This window comes from Nonomuraea mangrovi (assembly GCF_042681425.1).
Taxonomy (GTDB): domain Bacteria; phylum Actinomycetota; class Actinomycetes; order Streptosporangiales; family Streptosporangiaceae; genus Nonomuraea; species Nonomuraea mangrovi.
Genome location: NZ_JBHUFV010000033.1, coordinates 1,073,654 through 1,097,775, shown reverse-complemented (window position 1 = coordinate 1,097,775; position 24,122 = coordinate 1,073,654). Strand labels below are relative to the sequence as shown.

Annotated in this window: 19 protein-coding genes; 11 read left to right on the top strand and 8 right to left on the bottom strand. The window is 71.2% G+C overall.

All coding sequences use genetic code 11. From position 1 onward, the window contains the following. Positions 1 to 36: 36 nt before the first annotated feature. The 4 genes from ACFSKW_RS23460 to ACFSKW_RS23445 form a co-directional block, all read right to left on the bottom strand. Positions 37 to 1,824 carry a glycoside hydrolase family 13 protein gene (locus ACFSKW_RS23460; RefSeq protein ID WP_379574479.1) on the bottom strand — a complete coding sequence of 596 codons (1,788 nt, stop codon included), beginning with the start codon at positions 1,822 to 1,824 and terminating at the stop codon, positions 37 to 39. Between the two features lie 9 nt (positions 1,825 to 1,833). Beyond that, positions 1,834 to 2,673 (bottom strand): sugar ABC transporter permease, encoded by an 840-nt coding sequence (locus tag ACFSKW_RS23455; protein WP_379574478.1) that lies wholly within the window; start codon positions 2,671 to 2,673, stop codon positions 1,834 to 1,836. A 64-nt stretch (positions 2,674 to 2,737) separates the two neighbouring features. Further along, a complete protein-coding gene (locus ACFSKW_RS23450) occupies positions 2,738 to 4,306 on the bottom strand; it encodes an ABC transporter permease subunit (protein WP_379574477.1) in 1,569 nt (522 codons plus the stop codon). A gap of 3 nt (positions 4,307 to 4,309) precedes the next feature. Then, the gene (locus ACFSKW_RS23445; protein WP_379574476.1) at positions 4,310 to 5,596 is read right to left on the bottom strand and encodes a sugar ABC transporter substrate-binding protein; all 1,287 of its coding nucleotides are present in this window, start codon (positions 5,594 to 5,596) and stop codon (positions 4,310 to 4,312) included. A gap of 278 nt (positions 5,597 to 5,874) precedes the next feature. On the opposite strand from ACFSKW_RS23445, the gene ACFSKW_RS23440 reads away from it, so the two are divergent. The 3 genes from ACFSKW_RS23440 to ACFSKW_RS23430 all read left to right on the top strand — a co-directional run bounded on the left by ACFSKW_RS23440 (position 5,875) and on the right by ACFSKW_RS23430 (position 9,975). Next, positions 5,875 to 7,380, top strand: a complete 1,506-nt coding sequence (locus ACFSKW_RS23440) for a glycoside hydrolase family 13 protein (protein ID WP_379574475.1) — start codon at positions 5,875 to 5,877, stop codon at positions 7,378 to 7,380. Positions 7,381 to 7,418: 38 nt separating this feature from the next. Then, the gene (locus ACFSKW_RS23435; protein WP_379574474.1) at positions 7,419 to 8,549 is read left to right on the top strand and encodes an FAD-dependent oxidoreductase; all 1,131 of its coding nucleotides are present in this window, start codon (positions 7,419 to 7,421) and stop codon (positions 8,547 to 8,549) included. A 97-nt stretch (positions 8,550 to 8,646) separates the two neighbouring features. Continuing rightward, the gene (locus tag ACFSKW_RS23430; protein ID WP_379574580.1) at positions 8,647 to 9,975 is read left to right on the top strand and encodes a sensor histidine kinase; all 1,329 of its coding nucleotides are present in this window, start codon (positions 8,647 to 8,649) and stop codon (positions 9,973 to 9,975) included. A gap of 29 nt (positions 9,976 to 10,004) precedes the next feature. On the opposite strand, the gene ACFSKW_RS23425 is transcribed toward ACFSKW_RS23430, so the two are convergent. After that, the gene (locus ACFSKW_RS23425; RefSeq protein WP_379574473.1) at positions 10,005 to 11,333 is read right to left on the bottom strand and encodes a cation:dicarboxylate symporter family transporter; all 1,329 of its coding nucleotides are present in this window, start codon (positions 11,331 to 11,333) and stop codon (positions 10,005 to 10,007) included. Between the two features lie 106 nt (positions 11,334 to 11,439). On the opposite strand from ACFSKW_RS23425, the gene ACFSKW_RS23420 reads away from it, so the two are divergent. The 6 genes from ACFSKW_RS23420 (at position 11,440) to ACFSKW_RS23395 (ending at position 19,578) form a co-directional block, all read left to right on the top strand. Further along, positions 11,440 to 13,092 carry an ATP-binding protein gene (locus tag ACFSKW_RS23420; protein WP_379574472.1) on the top strand — a complete coding sequence of 551 codons (1,653 nt, stop codon included), beginning with the start codon at positions 11,440 to 11,442 and terminating at the stop codon, positions 13,090 to 13,092. After that, positions 13,089 to 13,763 (top strand): response regulator, encoded by a 675-nt coding sequence (locus tag ACFSKW_RS23415; RefSeq protein WP_379574471.1) that lies wholly within the window; start codon positions 13,089 to 13,091, stop codon positions 13,761 to 13,763. Before ACFSKW_RS23420 ends, ACFSKW_RS23415 begins: the two co-directional genes overlap by 4 nt. Before the next feature lie 82 nt (positions 13,764 to 13,845). Further along, positions 13,846 to 15,906 carry an N-acetylneuraminate synthase family protein gene (locus ACFSKW_RS23410; RefSeq protein ID WP_379574470.1) on the top strand — a complete coding sequence of 687 codons (2,061 nt, stop codon included), beginning with the start codon at positions 13,846 to 13,848 and terminating at the stop codon, positions 15,904 to 15,906. Positions 15,907 to 15,912: 6 nt separating this feature from the next. Next, on the top strand, positions 15,913 to 16,875 hold the full coding sequence (locus tag ACFSKW_RS23405; RefSeq protein ID WP_379574469.1) for a glycosyltransferase family 2 protein: 963 nt from the start codon (positions 15,913 to 15,915) through the stop codon (positions 16,873 to 16,875). Beyond that, complete coding sequence (locus tag ACFSKW_RS23400; protein ID WP_379574468.1) at positions 16,872 to 18,140, top strand: alpha-2,8-polysialyltransferase family protein; 1,269 nt, start codon at positions 16,872 to 16,874, stop codon at positions 18,138 to 18,140. The genes ACFSKW_RS23405 and ACFSKW_RS23400 overlap by 4 nt, the downstream gene beginning before the upstream one ends. 76 nt (positions 18,141 to 18,216) lie before the next feature. Continuing rightward, positions 18,217 to 19,578, top strand: coding sequence for an 8-oxoguanine deaminase (locus tag ACFSKW_RS23395; RefSeq protein ID WP_379574467.1), 1,362 nt, complete (start codon positions 18,217 to 18,219; stop codon positions 19,576 to 19,578). A gap of 10 nt (positions 19,579 to 19,588) precedes the next feature. Here the strand turns inward: ACFSKW_RS23395 and ACFSKW_RS23390 are convergent, their stop codons facing one another. Together ACFSKW_RS23390 and ACFSKW_RS23385 are read right to left on the bottom strand one after the other, a co-directional pair. Beyond that, complete coding sequence (locus tag ACFSKW_RS23390; RefSeq protein WP_379574466.1) at positions 19,589 to 20,758, bottom strand: DUF6716 putative glycosyltransferase; 1,170 nt, start codon at positions 20,756 to 20,758, stop codon at positions 19,589 to 19,591. Then, the gene (locus ACFSKW_RS23385; protein ID WP_379574465.1) at positions 20,755 to 21,723 is read right to left on the bottom strand and encodes a hypothetical protein; all 969 of its coding nucleotides are present in this window, start codon (positions 21,721 to 21,723) and stop codon (positions 20,755 to 20,757) included. Before ACFSKW_RS23385 ends, ACFSKW_RS23390 begins: the two co-directional genes overlap by 4 nt. 69 nt (positions 21,724 to 21,792) lie before the next feature. On the opposite strand from ACFSKW_RS23385, the gene ACFSKW_RS23380 reads away from it, so the two are divergent. Next, the gene (locus ACFSKW_RS23380) at positions 21,793 to 22,617 is read left to right on the top strand and encodes an aldo/keto reductase (protein ID WP_379574577.1); all 825 of its coding nucleotides are present in this window, start codon (positions 21,793 to 21,795) and stop codon (positions 22,615 to 22,617) included. 91 nt (positions 22,618 to 22,708) lie between these two features. Further along, positions 22,709 to 23,668, top strand: a complete 960-nt coding sequence (locus tag ACFSKW_RS23375) for a Gfo/Idh/MocA family protein (protein ID WP_379574464.1) — start codon at positions 22,709 to 22,711, stop codon at positions 23,666 to 23,668. Here ACFSKW_RS23375 and ACFSKW_RS23370 read toward each other — a convergent pair. Continuing rightward, the gene (locus tag ACFSKW_RS23370) at positions 23,649 to 24,089 is read right to left on the bottom strand and encodes a tetratricopeptide repeat protein (RefSeq protein WP_379574463.1); all 441 of its coding nucleotides are present in this window, start codon (positions 24,087 to 24,089) and stop codon (positions 23,649 to 23,651) included. The genes ACFSKW_RS23375 and ACFSKW_RS23370 overlap by 20 nt on opposite strands. Positions 24,090 to 24,122 lie beyond the last annotated feature (33 nt).

Here is a 24,122-nt window from a genome sequence, read left to right as displayed (position 1 = left end):
TGAAAGACGAACCGTCAGCTGCATACCGTAGCGTGATCAGCTCCGCACGGCGAGACGCCAAACCTTGAAGGATGGCCCTTCTCCCGGTAGGACAGGGGAGTCAAGGTCGTCGGCGTTGTAGACGCCGCGTGCCGTGCCGTCCAGCGGCAGGCTCACCGGGTCGCCCGGCGCCCTGCGCGCGCACACCAGCAGCGACTCGGTGGCGGTCTCCCTGAGGAACACCAGGCAGTCGGCGGAGGCGTGCACCCAGCGCAGCCCTCCCCTGCGCAGCGCGGGCTCGGCCCTGCGCAGGCCCAGCAGCTCGCGGTAAGCGGCGTGGATCTCCTCGTCGCGCTCGCCTGGCCTGTTCCACGGCATCGGGGTGCGGGAGTACTCGCCGTTGGCGCCGGTGAGTCCGAACTCGCTGCCCGCGAACACCATCGGCGTGCCGGGCAGCGTGGCCTGCAGGCCGAGGGCGACCAGGTGGCGCTCGGCCGAACCCGTGACGGTGCGGATGCGGGGCGAGTCGTGGGAGTCGAGCAGCTGCCACGAGTGGACGAGCGAGCGCCACGACATGTGCGCGGCGAACTCCCTGAAGGTGGCGACGGTCGCCACGCCGTCCCTGGTGGGCACGCCGCCAGGCACCCCGAGGAAGTGGGTGAGGTCGAGCGACTCGCCGCGCAGCCAGGCCCACACAGGACGGGTGAAGCCGCCGTAGTTCATCGTGCCGTGCCAGCCGTCGGCGTCCAGGTCGGCGGATGCGTCGTGGTTGTGCTCGGCGATGAAGGCCGCGCCGCGCGGCCTGAGCAGCCTGGCCACCTCGTGGTTGTGGTCGTCGGCTCCGCGCCTGCCCGTCATGTTCGCCACGTCGACGCGCCAGCCGTCCAGCGGGCCCAGCCACTTCGTCATGACGGCGGCCATCCTGTCGCGCACCAGGTCGCTGCCCCAGTTGAGCTTGGGCAGCGTCTTCACGCCCCACCACGACTCGTATTCGCCTGTGTCGCCGTCGAAGTAGTACATCTCCCGCTCGGGCGCGCCGACATCGGAGACGGCGGCGGTGAACCACTCGTGCGAGTCGCCCGTGTGGTTGGTCGTGATGTCGCCGAGCAGCCGCATGCCGCGCTCGTGCAGCGCGGCCGAGAGCCGCTCCAGCGCCTCGTCGCCGCCGAGCAGCGGGTCGACGGCGTCGAAGCGCGCCGCGTCGTACCGGTGGTTGGAGCGGCCGGGGAAGATGGGCGTGAGGTAGACGGTGTCGGCGCCGAGCGCCTGGATGTGGTCCAGGTGCTCGACGATGCCGTCGAGGTCGCCGCCGTAGAACTGCTCGGGCGTGCCCGGCCCCTGCCCGATGACCTCGTCGGTGTCCCACTCGGCCGGCAACGCCCACGCGGGCGGCTCGGCGTGCCCGCGCGAGCGGGCGAACCGGTCGGGGAAGATCTGGTAGACGATCGCGTCGGCCATCCAGGCGGGCGGCACCTCGTGGGCGACGAGCCTGAAGTCGGTCGCGTCGGTCACGTCGTGACCGACCATCCCGCGCGCGGTCAGCCACCGCTGCCCGCCGGGAGACAGCAGCAGGAAACGGTACGGCACGACGGGGTTGACCGCCGTGATCGTCGCCTTCCACCAGGTGTCGGCGCCGCCGTACCCGCCGAGGTCGCGACGGGACGGATCGGGCTCGGCCGCGCTGTAGCGCGGCTCGCCGTCCTGGACGGTGCGGACGTGCACGGCTTCCAGGGCGAAGCCCGGGGGGACGCGCAGCCATACCGTCACCTCCTCCCCCAGCGCGGGGGCGAGCGTGGAGACGTAGAGGGACGAGCCGTCGTGATGCGGCTGGTCGAGGAGATGCACGGAGCGTCCTTAGCCCTTGACCGCGCCCGCGGTCAGCCCTGAAACGATGAACTTCTGCAGCCAGAGGAACACGCTGACGGTCGGTACGGCGGTGAGCAGGGTGGCCGCGGCGAACATGCCGAAGTTGGCGTTGCGCCCGTCACCCGCGATCATGCCGTACATGCCCACGGCCAGCGTCTTGCTCTCGGGGTCGCGCAGGAAGATGTTGGCCATCAGGAACTCGCTCATCGTGCCGATGAAGGCCAGCAGCGCGGTGACGGCGAGGATGGGCGTGACCAGCGGAAGGATGATCTTCCAGAAGACCTGCGCGTGGGTGGCGCCGTCGACCGTGGCCGACTCGTCGAGCTCCTTGGGGATGGTGTCGAGGAAGCCCTTCATCAGCCAGGTGTTCACGCCGAGCGCGCCGCCCAGGTAGAGCAGCAGGATGCCCCACGTGGTGTTGAAGCCGAACGCCGGGTAGAGCTCGGTGACCCTGGTGAAGATCATGAAGATGGTCACGATGGCCAGGAACTGCGGGAACATCTGGATCAGCAGCAGAGCGAGCAGGCCGACCCTGCGACCGGCGAAGCGCATGCGGCTGAAGGCGTAGGCGGCGAACATCGACAGCAGCAGGCTCGCCGAGGAGGCCGCGAGCGCGATGAACACCGAGTTGAGGAACCAGCGGCCGAAGGGGTAGATGTCCGAGCCGAACAGCTTGACGAAGTTGTCGAGGCCCGCGCCGTTGGGCAGCAGGTCGGAGGAGGCGAGCGTGCCCAGCGGGTTGATCGCCGCCGAGACCACGAACAGGATCGGGAACAGCGCGAACGCGCACACCAGCAGCACGTAGGCATGCCGCAGGGCCAGCTTCACCACGCCTCCTTGGTCGGCCTGGTGAAACGCGAAACGCTGTGTTCCCCGACCTCACGACGTTCGGTCATGCGTACATATCCTCCTGCTTGCGGGTCCGCCTGAACGTGATCGCCGAGATGGTGGCCACGATCGCGAAGATGAACACCGACATGGTCGCCGCCAGGCCGAACTGCGCCGAACCCGTGCCGAACGCGAGCCTGACCGTGTAGCTGATCAGCAGGTCGGTGCCGCCCACCGTGGGGCTCTCGGCGGGGAAGGGCCCGCCGTCGGTGGTGAGCGCGATCGCGTTGTAGTTGTTGAAGTTGAAGGCGAACGAGGAGATCAGCAGCGGGCTCAGCGCCACCAGCAGCAGCGGCAGCGTCACCTTGCGGAAGGCGTAGGACGGCGGCGCCCCGTCGATGGAGGCGGCCTCGGTCAGCTCGCGCGGGATCGCCTGCAACGCGCCCGTGGTGACCAGGAACATGTACGGGAAGCCCAGCCACAGGTTGACCAGGATGACGGCGGCCTTGGCCGACACCATGCCGCCCATCCAGTCGACGTCGAGCCCGAACAGGTTGTTGATCAGGCCGAAGTCGCGGTTGAACATGTCCCGCCAGACCAGCAGCATCGCGAAGGCGGGCATGGCGTACGGCAGGATCAGCGCGATCCGGTAGATCCTGGTGCCGCGCATCCTGGGATGGTGCAGCGCCAGCGCCACGGACATGCCGAGCGCGAACGTGGCCAGCACCGACAGCAGCGCGAAGGCCACGTTCCAGGTGAACATGCCGAGGAAGTGCGCCGACAGCGTCGGGTCGGTGACGACGCGGGCGAAGTTGGCGACGCCGACGTTGACCTGCCAGCCCTGCGCGAGGTGCTCGCCCTTGGCGTTGACGAAGTAGCCCTGCGACTCGTCGGCCTTCCAGGTGTCGCCGTTGCCCTTCACGCAGTCGCAGGCCGCGTCGTAGGCCAGCGCCGCCCTGCCCTCGACCGCGCGGCTCAGGCCGTTGGCCTTGATCAGCCCGCCGTCGGTGGGCACGGCCAGTTCGGCGATCTGCTTGGCGCGGGCGGCTGCCTCCTGCGTCTTGAGCACCGTGTAGCCGGGCGCCTCGAGGACCTTGCCCGTCACTCCCAGCCTGGCGCCCTGGACGGGGGTGAGCCCGCCGGCCGTGCCCGCCTGCACCTGCTTGGTCTTGGGGTCGACCAGCAGGAAGACGAGCGCGTCGTCCTTGAGCGCGGCGCTCAGGCCGTACTCGGGCGAGCCCGGCGCCTGCCGTACCGAGCCCGTCTCGATCGCGGTGATCGCGGCCGCCTTGTCGCCGCGGTGGCCGTCGCCGAAGTTGGTGAAGGCGGTGCTCACCGTGTAGAGCACGGGGAAGACCTGGAAGGCGATCAGGAAGACGGTGCCGGGGACGAGGTACTTCGCCGGCACGAAGCGGCGGGTCAGATAGAGGTAGCCGATGACCGCGCTGGCCAGGCCGAGCAGGGTCAGCGAGACCCACGACTCGGCCGCGACCAGCGGCGGCACGGCGTAGAGCAGGATCGCGGCGGCCACGCCCAGCACGGCGATCCTGCTCACCACGAAGGCGGTGGTCAACTCGCGACGGGGCCGCGGAGAGGACCTGATCTCCGCGGCCTGACGCACGTCCAGGGACATCGGCTAGTTCTTCAGCGAGCCGTCGATGGTCTTCTGCGCCGACTCCGCGGCCTTGACCGGGTCGCTGCCCTTGACGACGGCGGCCTCGGCGATGCCGAACGGCTCCCAGATGGCCGACATCTCGGGGATGGCGGGCATGGGGATGCCGCCGCTGCCCGCCTCGAGGAACTTGCCGGCGTCGGGGTCGGCGGCCTTGACGGACTCGAGGGCGGCGGTCAGGGCCGGCGGACGCGGGTCGGCGTCGTAGAGGGCCTTGGCGACGTCGGCGTTGGTCACGTAGTTGGTGACGAACTCCTGGGCGAGGGTCTTGCTGGCGCCCTTGGAGGCGACGAAGAAGGACTGCACGCCCACGAACGGCGTGGCGGGCTTGCCGTCCTTGAAGCCGGGGACGGCGCTGATGTCATAGGCGACGCCGCTCTTCTTGACGTCGGCCATGGCCCACGGGCCGGAGACGAGGAAGGCGCACTTGCCGCCCGCGAACGACGGGATGGTGTTCTCGTTGGTGAGCGAGGTCTTCAGCGCCGCCTCGCCCTTCTCGCCGAGCTTGGCGAGCTTCTCGAAGGCGGCCTGCGACTCCTTGGAGCCGACCAGCACCTGCTTGGGGTCGGGGTCGCCGCTGGAGGTGGTGCCGAAGATGGCGCCGCCCGCCGAGGAGAAGAGCGGGTAGACGTGGTAGGCGTCGCCCTTGGCGGTGACGGGCAGGCAGAGCACCTCGTCGACCTTGCCGGCCTTCTTCAGCTCCTTGCCCTTGGCGATCACGTCGTCGAAGGTGGCGGGGGCGTCGGGCGCGAGCTTGGTGTTGCGGATCAGCGCGACGTTCTCCACGGCGTACGGCGCGCCGTACACCTGGCCGTTGAAGGTGACCGCCTTGAGCGCGATCGGCGAGAAGCTCGCCTTCTGCTCCTCGGTCAGGTTGACGGGGTCGATGGCGCCGTTCTGCACCAGGTTGCCGATCCAGTCGTGCGCGCCGATCATCACGTCGGGGCCGCTGCCCTGCTGTGAGGCGGTGAGGAAGGTCTGCTGGTTGTCCTTGCTGATCTCCTTCACCTCCACCGTGACACCGTTCTCGGTGCCGAACTGGTCGGCGAAGGGCTTGAGCGCCTTGGTGCGGTTGGGGTCGGCCCAGATCACGAGCTTGCCGCTGCCCTTGTCGGCGGTCGCCGAGGCCGTGGCAGAGGCCGAGGTCGCCGAGCTCGGCGCCGCGGACGGCGCAGGCTCTGAGCCGCCGCACGCCGTGGCGCCGAACGCCACGGTCGTCAGCGCGGCCACACCCAGTGCTCGGATGCGCATGGGACCCTCCTGAGGTCAAGCGGCACGTGTGGGGGAGCGCCGCTGAAAGATCCTGAAACAGCCGCCTTTGCGGCTTATGTTTCGGGGACGTTAGCGACTCTTTGCAAGAATTGGAAGAACTTGCGTACGAGAGTTACCTCACCGCTACCTGCCCTGAAGCGCCATATGGGGGACGTGCGAGACGATCCACGATGTTGCAACTTTCCGAAACTTGCGCTTGACCATCTTCACGGGGGATCCTTCTTCCGACATCGTGGACATCGGGGAAGGACGGCTCCATGCTCGGCAACGACGACTGGTGGCGCGACGCTGTCGTGTACCAGGTGTACCCCCGCAGCTTCGCCGACGGCAACGGGGACGGGACCGGCGATCTGATCGGGCTTCGCGAGCGCCTGGGATACCTGTCGGAGTTGGGCGTGGACGCCATCTGGCTGAGCCCCTTCTACACCTCGCCGCTCAACGACGGCGGCTACGACGTGGCCGACTACCGTGACGTCGACCCGCGCTTCGGCACGCTCGCCGACTTCGACGCGATGATCGCCGACGCCCACGCGCTCGGCATCAGGGTGATCGTGGACATCGTGCCCAACCACACCTCCTCCGAGCACCCGTGGTTCAAGGCAGGGCTGCGCGACCGCTACATCTTCCGCGACGAGCCGAACGACTGGGAGTCGATCTTCGGCGGGTCCGCCTGGACCCAGGTCGAGGACGGCCAGTGGTACCTGCACCTGTTCGACCCCACGCAGCCCGACCTCAACTGGGAGCATCCCGCGGTCCGCGAGGAGTTCCGCGAGGTGCTGCGCTTCTGGTTGGACAGGGGCGTCGACGGGTTCAGGATCGACGTGGCCCACGGCATGGTCAAGGCGGAGGGGCTGCCGTCGGTGGGGCCCAAGGAGGGACGCCAGGCCGAGATGCTGGGCGACGAGAGCGTGCCGTACTTCGACCAGGACGGCGTGCACGAGATCTACCGTGAGTGGCGGCCCATCCTGGACTCCTACCCCGGCGGGCGGATGGCGGTCGCCGAGGCATGGGTGTCCTCCCCCGCCAGGCTGGCCCGCTACATCGGCCCCGACGAGTTGCACCAGGCGTTCAACTTCGAGTTCATGATGGCCGCCTACGGCGCCAAGTCCTTCCGCGACGTCATCGACAAGGCGCTGGCGGAGGCGGAGCTGGTGGGCGCGCCGACGACCTGGGTGCTGTCCAACCACGACAAGCCTCGCCACGTGACCAGGCACGGCAGCCTGGCCCGTGCCCGCGCCGCCACCCAGCTCATGCTGTCGCTGCCGGGCTCGGCCTACCTCTACAACGGCGAGGAGCTCGGCCTGCCCGAGGTGCTCGACCTGCCCGACGAGCTCAGGGAGGACCCGGCTTTCCTGCGCAGCGGCGAGAGCCGCGACGGCTGCAGGGTGCCGCTGCCGTGGACCGCCTCCGACGGCTACGGCTGGCGGCGGCCGTGGCTGCCGATCCCCTCCACCTGGGGGCCGCTGAGCCGCGAGGCGCAGGAGCGCGACCCCGGCTCGACGCTCGCCTTCTACCGGGCCGCGCTGCGGCTGCGCAAGGAGCACCCCGCGCTCGGCGGCGGCGAGCTGACCTGGCTCGACTCGCCGAAGGACGTGCTGGCCTTCCGGCGCGAGCCCGGCCTGCTCGTGCTGGTCAACTTCGGCGAGTCCACCATCCCCTGCGAGGGCCGGGTGCTGCTGTCGAGCGGCCCGCTGGCCCCGGACGGCTCGCTGCCCTCGGACACCGCGGTCTGGGTGGCCACGCAGGACGGCCCGCTCGGCTGAGCCAGGGCGGTCGGCAGGAGCGCGAGGGGGAACGCGGCGTGGAGACGCATGACGTCGTCGTGATCGGGGCCGGCGCGATGGGCTCGGCGGCGAGCCGCGCCCTCGCCGCGGCCGGCCGCCAGGTGGTGACGCTGGAGAAGTACGGGCTCGGCCACGACCGCGGCGGCTCGCACGGCGGGACGAGGCTGTTCAGGCTCGCCGTCGACGACGAGGACTACGCGCTCAGGGCGGCTCTGGCGGGCCGGCTGTGGGCCGAGCTCGAAGGCGAGTCCGGTGAGCGGCTGCTCGAACCCACCGGCGGCGTCGACCACGGCGTCGGCGAGAGGACCGCCGAGGAGTTCCGCTCCCTGTTCGCCCGCCACGGCCTCCCGCACGAGGTGCTGGAGCCGGGCCAGGCCGCCGAGCGGTGGCCCGGCATGCGCTTCGAGACCCCGGTGCTGTACCAGCCGGGCTCTGGGCGGCTGCTCGCCGACCGCGCCGTCGCGGTGATCCAGCGGCTGGCCCGCGAGCACGGCGCCGAGTTCCGCCCCCACTGCCCGGTGACCTCGCTGCGCGTCGTCAGGCACGGCGACGGCGTCGCCGACGGGCTGGTGGAGATGGACACGCCGGGCGGCGCCGTACGCGCGCGCCAGGTCGTCGTCACGGCGGGTCCGTGGGCGCCCGGGCTGCTCGACGGGCACGTCGACCTGCCTGACATCGTGGTGACCCAGGAGCAGCCGAGGTTCTTCGCGCCACGCGAAGGCGCCGATCCATGGCCGAGCTTCGTGCACTGGCGGCAGGGCACCGACCCGCTCTCGGCGGCCGGGGCGTACGGGCTGTTCGAGCAGGGCTCGGGCGTCAAGGTCGGGCTCCACGGGACCGGCCCTGTCGTCGACCCCGACACCCGCGACTTCGCGCCGGAGGCGCGGGCCGACGCGGCGCTGCTCGACTACGTCAGGGACTGGTTCCCAGGGCTGGACGCCGATGACTCGACGCCGATCAGCTGCCTGTACGACAACACGGCGCGCGACACGTTCGTGATCGACCGGCGGGGGCCGGTCAGCGTCGCCACGGGCTTCTGCGGGCAGGGCTTCAAGTTCGTCCCGCTCGTCGCGCGCCACCTCACCGACCTCGTCACGGGCGAGGGCCGGGCGCCGGACTCCTACCGGCTGGCGGCCCACGGGCGCTGAACCACGGTACGGCGCAGCCAGCGGAAGATGACCTAATCTTTCCCTCTCTTGGGCTTTTGGGACAACAGTCGCTCGTTAGCCTCGTGGCGTGTCGCGCATGTGGGCGAGCTCCCTCCGCGGACGGGTCACGCTCATCGCTGTGGCCGTCGCGGCCTTCGTGCTGGTCCCGACCGGGTTCGCGGGGGCCATCGTGACGCGGTCCGCCGTCACCGCGGGCGCGTGGAAGGACACCAGGGACGCCGCCGCCGCCGTCACCGCCTCGCTGCGCGAGGGACATCTGGTCACCGGCACGATCCCCGTCACGGTCGACCAGGTCGATCTGCTCCAGGTCGTCACCAGAGGAGGCAGGGTGGTGGCCAACAGCGGCGCCGCGGCCCGCCTGCCCCCGCTCGCCAACGTCATGCCCGCGCCCGGCAGGCGCATCGTCAACCTGACCACCTGCGGCGCGGCGGGCTGCGTCCACCTGACCGCGATCAGGCTGTCGACCTCCCCCGACTCGATGGTGGTCTACGCGGCCCGGCCGACACCCAGCCTCCTGGCCACCCGCACCCTCGAGCTGGCCATCGGCGCCCAGGTGATCCTGGTCATCGGGCTCGTGGGCTGGGTGACCTGGATGGTCACAGGCCGCACGCTGCAGCCGGTGAGCACGATGCGCACCGAGCTGGACGCGGTCAACGCCACCGACCTCAGCAGGCGGGTGACGGTGCCGCCGGGGGTGCACGAGGTGTCGCAGCTGGCCAAGTCGATCAACGGTACGCTCGACCGGCTCGAACGCTCGGCCGAGCAGCAGCGGCAGTTCGCCTCCGACGCCTCGCACGAGCTGCGCACCCCGATCGCCGGGCTGCGGGCGCAGCTGGAGAGCGCCCAGCTCTACCCCGAGGACACCGACCTGGAGGCGCTGGTGGACAGCGCCCTGCACGACACCGACAGGCTCGAGGCGATCATGACGGACCTGCTGCTCCTGGCCAGGATCGGCTCGCGGGTGGACGTGGCCAGGGAGCGGATCGACCTGCCGGGCCTGGTGCGCGAGGAACTGGCGGGCCGCGTGGACAAGGTCCCCGTCAGGCTCGACATGACCGAGGGCATCGTGGTCGACGGCGTCCTGATGCAGCTGCGCCGGGCGCTGACCAACCTGCTGGACAACGCTCAGCGACACGCCGAGAGCTTCGTGTCGGTGTCGGTGACCGCGCATGACGGCTTCGCCGTGCTCGCCGTACAGGACGACGGGGCGGGGATCTCGCCCGACGAGCGGGAGCGGGTCTTCGAACGCTTCACCAGGCTGGATGCCGCCCGCAGCAGGGACGCGGGCGGCACAGGACTCGGCCTGGCGATCGTGCGTGACGTGGCGGTGGCGCACCGCGGGGACATCAGGGTGGCCGACAGTCCCCGCGGGGCGCGCTTCGTGCTGAGGCTGCCTCTGGCATGAAGGGCGCCCACGCCGCAGGAAGGGACCGGTCAGACCGCCGTCATCTCGCGCTCGGCGGGCGGCTGCTGCTGCTCCTCCGCCTCGTCCAGGAGCGTCGCCTCGTCGAAGGGCGCCTCGCCGGCGAGGACCTCGACGGCGCGCTGCCTGTCGAACTCTCCGGTCCAGGTGCCGATCAGCACCGTGGCGACCGCGTTGCCCGCGAAGTTGGTCAGCGCCCTGGCCTCGGACATGAAGCGGTCGATGCCGACGATGAGGCCGACGCCGTCCACCAGGTCGGGCCGGTGGGACTGCAGGCCGCCCGCCAGCGTGGCCAGGCCCGCGCCCGTCACCCCCGCCGCGCCCTTGGACGCGATGATCATGAACAGGAGCAGCGAGATCTGCTCGCCGAGCGTCAGCGGCGAGCCGGTGGCCGAGGCGACGAAGAGCGTCGCCATGGTCAGGTAGATCGCGGTGCCGTCCAGGTTGAAGGAGTAGCCGGTGGGCACCGTGATGCCGACCACCGGGCGCGAGACGCCGAGGTGCTCCATCTTGGCGATCAGCCTGGGCAGCGCGGACTCCGAGGACGACGTCGACAGGATCAGCAGGAACTCCCTGCCCAGGTAGCGCAGCAGCGACCAAAGGTTGATCCTGGCGACCACCCACAGCAGCGGGCCGAGCACGAGGCCGACGAACAGCAGGCAGGTGGCGTAGAAGCCGACCATGATGACCGCGAGCGACTCCAGGGCCTTGATGCCGGTGGAGCCGACGACCGCGGCGATCGCGCCGAAGGCGCCCACCGGCGCGGCCCACATGATCATGGCCAGGACGCGGAAGACGAGCCGCTGGATGTGCTCGATGCCCTTGAGGATCGGGGCCCCCTTGGTCCCCATGGCCTGCAGGGCGAAGCCGACCAGGAGGGCGACGAGCAGCGTCTGGAGCACCTGACCCTCGGTGAAGGCCGACACCAGGGTGGTGGGGATGACGCCGAGCAGGAAGTCGACGGTGCTCGACTCGCCTCCCTTGGCCGCCTCCGCCTCCGCGGCCTGCTTGGCGGCGTCGGTCAGCTGCAGCCCAGCGCCCGGGTCGAGGAGGTTGCCGACGGCCAGGCCGATGCCGAGCGCGACCGTCGACATGAGCAGGAAGTAGCCGAGCGCGAGGCCGCCCACCCTGCCGACCTTGGCCGCCTTGCTGACCGAGCCGACGCCGAGCACGATCGTGCAGAAGATGATGGGGCTGATCATCATCTTGATCAGCGCGACGAAGGCGGTGCCGAGGGGCTTGAGTTCCTTGCCGACCTCGGGCGTGACGAAGCCGACGACGACTCCGGCGACGACGGCGAGGATCACCGCCAGGTACAGGTACCGTGTGCGGTCACGCATGGGGCGACTCCTTGAACGCTTGGCTGCTGTTCGTGCGAATATGCGCTCCGGGAGTGATGTAGGTCACTATTGCGTAAGTTTCGTTCACGGGAGAGAGGAGGCGTCTGTGCGGAACTGGAGCCTGGCCCGGCAGATGCTGGTCCTCCAGCTCGCGGTCGTGGTGGTGACGCTGACGGGCGCCGTGGCGCTGACGCTGATCCAGACCCGCGAACTGCTCACCGAGGAGGCTGAGGGCAAGGCGCGGGCCGTCACGGTGAGCGTGGCCAACTCACCCGACGTGCTGTCGGCGCTGGACGACGCCGCCCCTTCCGTACGGCTGCAGCCGTACGCCGAGCGGGTGCGCACGGCCACGGGCGTCGACTTCATCACGATCATGGACACCCGCGGGCACAGGTACACCCACCCCAACCCTGGGCAGATCGGCGGGCTGTTCCTCGGCCACATCGACCGCGCGCTGCGGGGCGAGACGTTCACCGAGACCTACACGGGCACGCTCGGGCCCTCCATGCGGGCGGTCGCGCCGGTGAAGGACGCGACAGGCACCGTCAGGGCGCTGGTCAGCGCGGGGATCACGGTCGAGCGGATCGACGCGAGGCTGCGCGAGCAGATAGCGTGGGCGGGGCTGGTGGGCGCGCTCGGGCTGGGGGTGGCCGCGGGCGGCACGTGGCTGGTCGGCGACCGCCTGCGCCGCCAGACGCACGGGCTCGGACCGGCCGAGCTGGGGCGCATCCACGAGCACCACGACGCGATCCTGCACGCGGTGCGGGAAGGGCTGCTGCTGGTGGCCAAGGACGGCACGCTCACGCTGTGCAACGACGGCGCCCGTACGCTGCTCGGCCTGCCGTCCGACGCCGAGGGACGGCACGTCGCCGATCTCGGCATAGCCGACGTCGTCGCCCCCCTCCCGCCCGTCCCGGGCCCGCGCGAACCCACGTCACAGCGACCCACTTCACAGGGACCCACTTCACCGCGACCCCCGTCACAGGAACCCACGTCACAGCCGCCCGGGTCACGGCAACCCGGGTCGCGGGAGCCCCGCCCTAGAGAAGCGGCGCCGGAGGACGAGGTGGCGCCTGAGGACAGGGTGCACCTGGTCGGCGAGCGCGTGCTCGTCGTCAACGTCGCGCCCAGCAGGCTCGGCACCGTCGTCACCCTCCGCGACCGCACCGAGCTCCAGGCGCTCACCGGTGAGCTCGACGCCGAGCGCGGCTTCGCCGACTCGCTGCGGGCGGCCGCCCACGAGTCGGCCAACCGCCTCCACACCGTCATCACGCTGGTCGAGCTGGGCAGGACCGAACAGGCCGTCGCGTTCGGCACCGCCGAGCTGAGGGCCGCCCAGGAGCTCACCGACAGAGTGGTCGGCGCGGTGCGCGAGCCCGTGCTCGCCGCCCTCCTGCTCGGCAAGTCGGCCGAGGCCGCCGAGCGGGGCGCGGAGCTGGTCATCACCCCCGACAGCGAGCTGGACGACCTGGGCCTGGACCCCCGTCAGATGGTGACGATCGTGGGCAACCTCATCGACAACGCGATCGACGCGGCCACCCGGGTGGAGGTGCACCTGCACGCCGACCAGGAGAGCTTCGTCATCAGGGTCGAGGACGACGGCCCCGGCCTCGCCGACACAGCCGCGTTCACGAAGGGCTGGACGTCCAAGGGCGACGGCCGGGGGCTCGGCCTCGCCCTGGTCGGGCAGGCGGTTCGACAGCTCGGCGGCACGATCGAGGTGGCGGGCTCCGCCTTCACGGTGAAGGTGCCCCGATGACGGGCCCCACGATCACGGTCCTGGTCGTCGAGGACGAGGAGATCACCGCCGAGGCCAACCGCGTCTACGTGGAGCGGGTGCCCGGCTTCACCGTCGCGGGCGTGGCCAGGTCGGGCAGCGAGGCGCTGCGCTTCCTGCGGACCACGCCCGTCGACCTGATCCTGCTCGACTTCTACCTGCCCGACATGCACGGGCTGGAGGTGTGCAGGGCGGTCAGGGCCGCCGGCCTGTCGTGCGACGTGATCGCGGTGACCTCGGCCCGCGACCTGGTGGTGGTGCGCAACGCGGTGGCGCTCGGTGTCGCGCAGTATCTGCTCAAGCCGTTCACCTTCGCGACCCTGCGGGAGAAGCTGACGCGTTACGCGGAGTTCAGGGCAGGCGAGGGCGAGGTGACGGGACAGGGCGACGTCGACAGGGCACTCGCGACGCTCAGGGGCGGACCCTCGGGACTGCCCAAGGGGATGACGCAGGACACCCTGGACGCGGTGGCGGCCGAGCTGCGCAAGGCGGCCAAGAGCGCGCAGGCCGTGGGCGCTGCGATCGGCGTGTCGCGGGTGACGGCGCGGCGGTATCTGGAGTACCTGGTGGAGACGGGGGCGGCCGACAGGGTCCCGCAGTACGGCGGGGTGGGCAGACCTGAGCTCCTCTACCGGATCCGCACGCAACGTTAACAGGGAGTTCAGCTCCGATCCCCGGCACGGTCGGATGGCGTGGCTAGCTTCCTTGGCACCTCAAGCAATTCAAGGAGCCACGTTGCGAGTCCTCGCCGTCATTCCCGCCCGCGGAGGTTCGGCGGGCATTCCCCTGAAGAACCTCGCCCAGGTGGGCGGCGTCCCGCTGGTGACGCGCGCCGTCAAGGCCGCGCTGCGCGCCGAGCTGGTCGACCAGGTGGTGGTCAGCACCGATCACGAGGGGATCGCGAAGGCCGCCCGCGAGGCGGGCGCCACGGTCGTCGAGCGGCCCGCCGAGCTGAGCGGCGCGAGCGCCTCCAGCGAGTCGGCGGTCCTGCACGCGCTCGACACGCTCGACGGCGACCCCGAGATCGTCGTGCTCGTGCAGTGCACCAGCGCGTTCATCGACCCCTCCGACCTGTCGGAGGCGGTCCGCAAGGTGCTGGACGGCGAGGCCGACGCGGTGCTGTCGGGCGCGCAGAACCACGCCTTCCTCTGGACGCCCGAGGGCGCGGGGATCAACCACGACCGGGCGACGCGGCAGATGCGCCAGGACAGGCCCGCCGAGTTCCGCGAGACCGGCGCCTTCTACGTCATGCGGACGGCCGGCCTGCGCGAGCACGGTCACCGCTTCTTCGGCGAGGTCACCGTCCAGCCGGTCCCGACCCGCCACGCGATCGAGATCGACGACCCCGAGGACCTGGAGATCGTCAGGGCGCTCGCGCCGCTCGTCGACCTTCCCGAGCCGATCGACGTCGACGCGGTCATCACCGACTTCGACGGGGTGCACACCGACGACCGCGCCTACGTCGACTCCGAGGGCCGCGAGATGGTCCTGGTGAGCCGCGCCGACGGCATGGGCATCTCGCTGCTGCGCCGTTCGGGTGTGAAGCTGCTGGTGATGTCCACCGAGCAGAACCCGGTCGTGGCCGCCCGCGCCCGCAAGCTGGGCGTGCCTGTCCTGCAGGGCCTGGCCGAGAAGCGGACCGTGCTGCGCGACTGGCTGACGATCGAGGGCCTCGACCCCGCCCGCGTCGCCTACGTCGGCAACGACGTCAACGACCTGGGCCCGATGTCGCTGGTCGGCTGGCCGATCACGGTGCCCGACGCGCACCCGAGCGTGCGGGCCGCGGCGCGGGTCGTGCTGACCAGGGCCGGCGGCGACGGCGCCGTCAGGGAGCTGTGCGAGCGGGTGCTCGCGGCCAGGCCCGAGGTTCAGGAGCCGGCCGCCCCCGCCCCCCTGACCAGGGCGTCGCTGCGGATCGGCCAGCCGAAGCCGGTGGCCGTCGGCGACCTGCTGGTCGGCGACGGCGAGCCGGTCTACGTGATCGGCGAGATCGGCATCAACCACAACGGCGACATCGACATCGCCCGCAGGCTCATCGACGTGGCGGCGGACGCGGGCTGCCAGGCGGTGAAGTTCCAGAAGCGCACGCCCGAGATCTGCGTGCCGGTGGAACAGCGCTCGCAGATCAGGCAGACGCCGTGGGGCGAGATGACCTACCTGGAGTACAAGGAGCGCACCGAGTTCGGCCGCGAGGAGTACACCCAGATCGCCAAGTACTGCGACGAGCGCGGCCTCCACTGGTTCGCCTCTCCGTGGGACGTGCCGTCGGTGGAGTTCCTCGAGGAGATGGACGTCCTCGTCCACAAGATCGCCTCGGCCAGCGTCGCCGACCACGAGCTGCTGCGCGCCCTGGCCGCGACCGGCAAGCCGCTGATCCTGTCGACCGGCATGTCCACGCTGCAGGAGATCGACCAGGCGGTCGAGATCCTCGGCACCGACAAGCTGATCATGATGCACGCCACCTCCACCTACCCGCTGCCGCCGGAGGAGGCCAACCTGCGCACGATCACCACCCTCAAGGAGCGGTACGGCGTGCCCGTCGGCTACTCCGGCCACGAGCGCGGCCTGCAGATCTCGCTGGCGGCGGTCACGCTGGGCGCGGTCACCGTCGAGCGGCACATCACGCTCGACCGCACCATGTGGGGCTCCGACCACGCCGCCTCGCTGGAGCCCGCCGGCCTCGAGCACCTGGTGCGCGACATCAGGATCATCGAGCAGGCCATGGGCGACGGCGTCAAGCGCGTCTTCCCCGGTGAGGAGGCGCCGAAGGCCAGGCTCCGCAGGGTCACGGTGTGACGAGGCGTGATCACCCTCTCCGTCGTCGTACCGGTCCGCGACGGCGAGCGTTTCATCCTCGACGCGCTCGCCTCGCTGGCCCGCAACGCCCGGCGTGACTTCGAGTTCATCGTCGTGGACGACGGCTCGGTCGACGAGACGGCGGCCATCGTCTCCGAGTCGGAGGTGCCTGGCCTGTCCCTGGTGCGCAACCCGGCGCCCGTCGGGCTGGCCGACGCGCGCAACACGGGGCTGAAGCTGGCCTCGGGTACCTACGTGACGTTCATGGACGGCGACGACTGGCTCGCCCCCGGATACCTGGCCGATCTCGTCGCCGCGATCGACGGGCTCGGCTGTGACTTCGTCCGCGTCGACCACGTGCAGGTCGAAGGGCGTAAGCGGGTGGTGCACCGGGCTCCGGAGGCGCGCCGGGGCCTGGTGCTCGACCCGCGCGACGCGATCCTGCCCGCGGGCGTCAGGACGATGGTCGACTACCCCTACGCGTGGGCCGGGATCTACCGGCGCGCGCTGGGTGACCTGCTGCGCTTTCCAGGGTCGCTGCACACGGCCGAGGACAGGCCGTGGATCTGGCGCCTGCACAGGCAGGCGGCCTCGTTCGGCGTGGTGTCCCTGGCCGGGCTGTTCTACCGCAGGGGCGTGTCGGGGTCGCTGACCCAGATCGGCGACGAACGGCAGCTGCACTTCTTCGACGCCTTCGAGCTCGTCTTCGAGGACCTGGAGCCCGAGTTCGCGCCGAAGGCGGTGCGCAACTTCTGCGCGCTGTTCGCCCATCACCTGGAGATCGCCGACAGGTTCACGCCCGAGCTGCGGCGCCGGTTCGAGACGCGGGGCGCGGCGATGGTGCGGGCACTGCCCGCCGAGCTGGTGGCCGACGCCGTGCCGCGCATGTCCGTCGAGCGCGAGCAGACGCTGCGCGCGCTGCTGCCTGAGATCCCCGCCGGTGTGCGGGTGCGGAGGGAGGAGCCGTGACGCGGGTTTTCTACGCCTCGACGCTGTTCGGGGCGATGTCGCTGGCGGCGGCGATCGACGCCGGCCACTTCGGCGAGGGCGGGCGCAGGCTGCTGATCGTCTCCACGAACACGGCCGTCCCCGAGGTGTCCACCCCCCTGGACCAGACGCCGGGGTTCGCGGCGCTGCGCTCCCGCTTCGACGAGGTGCGTTCGTGGAACGAGCTCATCGCGCCGCTGCACCCGTCCGACTGGAAGGCGCGCATCATCGAGGTGCCGATGATGAGCCGGCTGATCAGCGCGTCGCTCGGGCTGGACACGGTCGAGGAGTTGGTGCTGGAGTCGATCGCGGTTCCGCCCGCGCGCACGATCGCGGGGCTGGTGCGCGACTGCCCCATCACCGTCTACTCCGACGGGCTCATGAGCTACGGTCCCACCCGTGACCCGCTGCCGGCCGAGATCTTCCGGCGCGTCACCCGCCTGCTGCACCTGGACCTGGTCCCCGGGCTGAGGCCGCTGCTGCTCTCGGAGTACGGCGTGCCGGCCACCACCCTGTCGCCGGAGTCGTTCCTGTCGGTGGTCGGGCAGGTGGCGGGCACCGCGCCCGACATGATGGCGGGCGAGGCGATGATCCTCGGGCAGTACCTGTCCTCGCTCGACATCGTCACGCCCGAGGAGGAGCACGGCCTGCACGAGGCGATGCTGCGCGGGCTCGTCGCGCGCGGGCACAGGAGCGTGGTGTTCAAGCCGCACCCCGCCGCAGGCCGCCGCCACACGCAGTTGCTGCGGGCCTGCGCCGACGAGCTGGGGGTACGGCTGGTCGTGGCGGGCGAGAGCGTGCCGGCCGAGGTGTGCTTCGCGGCGCTGCGGCCCGCCCTGGTCGTGGGGTGCTTCTCGACCGGTCTGGTGACGGCTTCACGCTACTTCGGGCTCGAGGTGGCGACGCACGGGACCTCGACGGTGCTGGAGCGGCTCTCGCCGTACGAGAACAGCAACAGGATCCCGGTGACGGTCGTCGACGCGCTGCTGCCCCGGCTGACCGCCGACGGGGCGCTGCAGGCGCCGCCGCCGGTGGAGATCTCCGACCTGGTGGGGGCGGTGGGGTACTGCATGCAGAGCGAGGCCTACCCCGAGCTGCGGCCGGTCGCGGAGGCGTTCATCGCGGGGCACGGCGTCGGCCGCTACTTCAAGCGGCAGCGGCTGGGGTCGATCGGGCTGCTGCCGCAGGGCGAGCGCCCCGGCACGCTCGGCCGCATCCGCCGCCGCCTCTCGCGCACCCTCGGCTGATCCGCCTCCTGCCCCGGGTGCGGGGCCGCAGGACCGGGTACGACCACAGGCGCACACGAGGAGAGGGGCGCCTGAGATGGTCCACGATCTGCTGGTCAGGAACGCCGTCCTGGTGGCGACCTGCGACGACGACAGGCGAGAGCTGGCGGGCGGCTGGGTCGCCGTCACCGGCGGCCTGGTCAGCGGCGTGGGCGCCGGCGAGGAACCGCGAGCTGTGGAGATCCTCGACGCCTCCGGCTGCCTGGTGACCCCCGGGCTGGTCAACACCCATCACCACATCTACCAGAACCTCACCAGGTCCTACGCGCCGGTCGTCAACGGCAGCCTGTTCGAGTGGCTGACCGGCCTGTACCCGCTGTGGGCCGGCCTGGACGAGGAGGCGAGCTACCTCTCGGCGTGGGTGGGCCTGGCGGAGCTGGCGCTGGGCGGCTGCACGACCTCCACCGACCACCTCTACGTCGCGGGGGACGGCGACCTGTGGTCGGCGGAGATCCAGGCGGCGAGGGAGCTGGGGTTCAGGTTCCATCCGACGCGCGGCTCGATGAGCCTGTCGGTCAAGGACGGCGGCCTGCCGCCCGACTCGGTCGTGCAGGACGAGGAGGAGATCCTCGCCGACAGCGAGCGCCTGGTGAAGCTGCACCACGACCCCTCCCACGGGGCGATGGTGCGGGTGGCGATCGCGCCGTGCTCGCCGTTCAGCGTCAGCCCCTCCCTGATGCGGCGGGCCGCGGAGCTGGCCGAGTCCCTGGACGTGCGGCTGCACACCCACCTGGCGGAGGATCCCGACGAGGACGCCTACTGCATGGAGCGGTTCGGCAGGCGGCCGGTGGAGCAGTTCGAGGAGGTCGGATGGCTGACCGGCAGGTCGTGGGTGGCGCACTGCATCTACCCCTCGGACGGGGAGATCGCCAGGCTCGGGGCGGCGGGTGTGGGAGTGGCGCACTGCCCTTCGTCGAACATGCTGATCGGCGGAGGCGGCTTCGCGCCCGTCCGCGAGTTCAGGGCGGCGGGAGTGCCGGTCGGGCTGGGATGCGACGGCTCGGCCTCCACCGACTCCGCCTCGCTCTGGCTCGAGGCCCGTACGGCGCTGCTGCTCGGCCGCCAACGGCTCGGCCCCACGGGGATGACCGCCCGTGACGTGCTCGACCTGGCCACGCGCGGCGGCGCGGCGTGCCTGGGGCGCTCCGGCGAACTCGGCGTGCTGGAGCCGGGCGCCGTGGGCGACCTGGTGTGCTGGCCACTGGAGGGGCCGGCCTACGCGGGCGCGCTGACCGACCCGGTGGAGGCGTGGCTGCGGTGCGGGCCCGCCTCGGCGAGGCACACGCTGATCGCGGGCCGGGCGCTCGTGCGGGACGGGCTGCTGACCGCGCAGGGCGTGGAGGACGTGCTGCGCCGGCACCGGGCGGCCGCCGCCAGGATGCAGCGGCTCGCCGGCTGACGCTGGGGCGTCAGGTGAACGACCTGATGTAGCGACGGACCTTGCGCTTGGCGCGGTAGCCGACCCGCAGCACCTGGGGTGGCACCTCCACCCGCAGGCGGGCGCGGCGCCGTGCGGCCACGTGTTCCGGCCCGTCGAGCAGGGACCGCGCGGGCGTGCGCGGCCCGATGACCAGCGCGGTGAGCAGCGCCACCCAGTCGCTGCGGCCGGCGGGGTGGAAGTAGTTCTCCGCGCACCACCCGGGCGAGGGCTCGCGGAAGGCGCCCTCCGCCACCTCCTGGAGCGTGCCGAGGACGCCGCTCCCCTCGAACACCAGGTTGATCATCTCGGCGCTCACCCCGAAGTCCGACAGGACCAGCAGCGGCACCTCCTGGGCGATCGCCTCCAGCGCCGCGGTGGAGCTGACGGTGACGAACCCCGCGGCCTGGGCCAGGTGCTCGTGCATCGGCCCCGCCGCGAACCTGACCGTGCCTTCGAGGCCGAGCTCCCGCCACAGCCGCTGGTAGTGGTAGCGCTCGTTGTGCGTCTGGCGCTCGTCCTCCAGGGCCCGCAGCTTGACCACGACGTCCAGGTCAGGCCGGGCGGCGGCGAGCGCCGCCAGAGAACGCAGGATCAGCTCGCGTTCCTCGCGCCGCCCCGGCACCTTGGCCTGCGTGGCGAAGACCACGCGGTTGCCGCCCTCGACGGAGGGGACGTCGCGCAGGAAGGGCAGCCTGGCCAGGCCCACCGCGCCGCCACCGCCGAGCCGCGCGGCCAGCTCACCGAACTCGGCGACCTCCCTGCCGCTGTGCACGACGAACAGGTCGCAGCCGCTGCGGAACAGCCAGGCCTTCTCGGTCGCCGGCACCGAGATGCCGGGCAGTCCTGTGACGAAGACCGGCCTGGGTCGCAGGCCGTCGAACACCTCGGCGACCAGCACGTCCACCACGGGGCCCGTGCACGCCACGAGGATCGCGTCGGGACGCAGCCGCTCCGCCGTACGCCTGAGGGCTCTGGCCGACAGGACCGGGACGGTCGAGGCCCTGGTCCCCGCCACCGCGGCGGCGATCTGCTCGGGCGAGGGGGTGATCGGGGTGCGCACGACCGCCAGTTCTGTCACGCAGTCGGCAGGCAGGTCGTCCAGGAGGCTGGCCGCCCACTTCAGGTACGAGTCGGAATCGGCCAGGGCCAGGACCTTCAACTGGGTACTCCCGTGAACATCTGCAGGTGCGAACGGAGGGAAGGCGCCGCGCGGCTGGTCCACCAGTCATCGGGCACGTGCACGGGCTCGACGGCGACGCCGCGCGGGGAGAGCAGCACCCGCAGCGAGCTGATCGCGGTCGAGGGAAGGCTGACCACACGTTGTTCGGCCGACAGGCCCCGCAGCGTCAGCTCGGCGGGGACGCCGGGGGCGTGGACGGTGATGCCCGGCCGCTCGCGGATGACCGCCAGGTCGATGGGGTCCTCGCGGCGGTGGGGGTAGTAGGCCAGCGGCTCCCGCTCTGCCAGCTCAGTCAGCCAGCGCAGGTAGCGCTCGCGGTGCACCAGGCCGTTCCTGACCAGGGAGGTGCCGAGGACGACCGTCCGCTCGGAGGGGCCGGGCGTGCTCATCGGCTGACTGCGCAGCCAGCCGAAGTCGTGGCGGGCCAGCTCCACGCCCGCCTGCCCGACGGCCGCGGCCAGTTCGCCCTCCACGGGAAGGGCGGTGAAGACGGAGAGCGCGCCCCTGCGGGCGGTGGCGCGCAGCCTGCGGGCGGCCAGGTGGCCGAGCGTGTTCCGCCACGTGCTCGGGGTGGCGCGCGCCCGCAGCAGCGGCTTGACAGGGCGGGCCGACAGCAGTTCGAGCAGCCTGATCGTGGCGAGACCGTCGTCGACGATCACGACGCGGCCCGGACGGATCATGACCCAGCGCAGTTGGACCCTTCCGGAGAAGGCGTCGCCGACGGCGTTGAGCCTGCGTGGCATGCGCTCGCTGGGCTTGGCGAGCTCGAGCCCCTCTGGCAGGTCGAGCGTGACCAGCTCACGCCTGGTGGCCGCGAGCGGGCGCAGCCCGGCGCGTGGCACCACCAGCGTCCGGTCTCCCAGCAGCCCGGCGTGGTGGGCCTCGACGGCGCAGAGCATCTGTAGTGGCGACTCCACCCAGGCCACGGATTCCTGTTCGTTCACGACACGCGCAACGGTAGGACGCCCACTCGAAGCGCCAGCTAACGCGGAGTGAACAATGGAGGCATGAACATGAACTCGCTGCTGCTCAACACAGACGGCGTTCAGATACCGCAACTCGGCTTCGGCGTCTGGCAGGTGCCCGACGACGAGGCGGAACGGGCCGTGTCAGCCGCGATCGAGGCCGGCTACACCAGCGTCGACACGGCCAAGCTGTACTACAACGAGGAGGGCGTCGGCCGCGCGATCGCCGGCTCGAGCGTGCCTCGCGAGAAACTGTTCATCGCCACCAAGCTGTGGAACAACGAGCACGACAGGGCCGAGGCCGCCTTCGAGACGAGCCTGTCGAAGCTCGGCCTCGACTACCTCGACCTGTATCTCATCCACTGGCCCGTCCCTTCCCAGGACAAGTACGTCGAGGCGTGGCAGTCGCTGGAGCGGCTCTACAGGGCGGGCAGGGTCAGGGCGATCGGCGTCTCGAACTTCACGATCGAGACCCTCGAGCGGCTCATGAACGAGACGGAGATCGTCCCCTCGATCAACCAGATCGAGCTGCACCCCCACTTCCCTCAGGCGGAGCTGCGCGCCTTTCACGAGGCCAACGGCATCCTGACAGAGGCGTGGAGCCCGCTCGGCCAGGGCAGGGGGCTGCTCGACGACCCCGCGCTGGCCACGCTGGGCCACAAGCACGGCAAGTCGCCAGCCCAGATCGTGCTGCGCTGGCACATCCAGCTCGGCAACGTGGTGATCCCCAAGTCGGTCACCCCCTCGCGGATCAGGGAGAACATCGACGTGTTCGACTTCACCCTCGACGCCGAGGACATGGCGGCGATCGGCGCGCTGAACAGGGGCACGCGCCTCGGTCCCGACCCCGCCACCTTCGACTGGATGGGCTGACCCGCCCGTCGGCCACGGCCTGCGCCCCGGGCGCGGGCCGTACGCGTGTCCGGGGTGATGGGAAGATCGATCACCGATAGAGAGGACTCTCATGCGTGACTTGGGTTGGGGAATCGCGGCCACGGGCGGGATCGCCAGGACGGTCGGCGCGGTCATCGCCGCGGAGCCCGGCATGCGGGTCGCCGCCGTGGGCTCCCGCGACCAGGGCAGGGCCGCCGAGCTGGCGGCGACGCTGGGGGCCGAGTCGGCCTACGGCTCCTACGCGCAGCTGTGCCAGGACCCGGCGGTGGACGTGGTCTACGTGGCAACCCCGCACGCCCAGCACCTGGAGGTGGCCGAGGCGGCCATCGCGGCGGGCAAGGCCGTGCTGTGTGAGAAACCTCTCACGGCGAGCCTGGCCGACGCCGAGCGGATGGTGGACCTGGCCAGGCAGGCCGGCGTGTTCCTCATGGAAGCGATGTGGATGCGCTTCAACCCGCTGATCAGAGGGCTGCTGACCGAGGAGCGGTTCGGGGCGCTGCGCTCGGTGCAGGCGTCGTTCGGGTTCGTCATGCCGTACGAGGAGCGGCATCGGCTGTGGGATCCCGCGCTGGGCGGCGGAGTCCTGCTGGACCTGGGGATCTACCCGTTCGGGCTGGCGCAGCTGCTGCTCGGCGAGCCGGCTGAGACGCATCTCACAGGATCGCTCGGCCCCTCGGGCGTCGACGCCGAGGTGGGGGCGCTGCTGACCTACGAGGGCGGGGCGCGGGCGCTGCTCGACACGTCCCTGCTCAGCCCGCTGGCCAACACCGCGACCGTGGTCGGGACGGAGCTGCGGGCCGACATCGCCGCGCCGTTCTGGGCGCCGCAGCGGATCCTGCTCTCAGGGCCCGGCGTCGAGCCCGAGGAACTCGTTCTTGACCCGGCCATGAACGGCTACGCCGAAGAGGTGCGCGAGGTACGGCTGGCACTGGCCGAGGGCAGGACGGAGAGCGCGATCATGCCGTTGGAGGAGAGTCTGGCGATGATGCGGATGCTGGAGGACGCGCGGATCAGGCTAGGCGCTCGCTAGCGCGGGCGGCGGCCTCCTCGTGCCCCGACCCCGCGGCCATGAGGAAGTGGGCGCGGGCCCGCTCCGGCCTGCCCTCCCTGTCCTCGAGCAGGCCCAGGTTGAACATGGCGCGCGGGGCCGCTTCCGGGTGGCCCGATTCGACAGCCTTGGTGTACCACCGGCGCGCGACCTCGGTGTTGCCGCAGCAGTCCTCCAGGACGCCGAGGTTGAACTGCGCCCTGGGTGTGGCGGCCCTGCCGTACCAGTGGCGAGCCTCGTCGAGATGGCCGCTCTCGTCCTCGATCAGCGCCAGGTTGAAGGCCGCCCGCTGGGCGGCCGCGGGATGACCCGATTCGATCGCCAGGAGATACCATCGCCGGGCTTCGTCCGGACGGTGTCCGTCTTCCCGCAGCCCCCTGTTGAACAGGTCCTGTGGCGACATGTCCTGACCGTAGATGATCGACGGACCTTTATC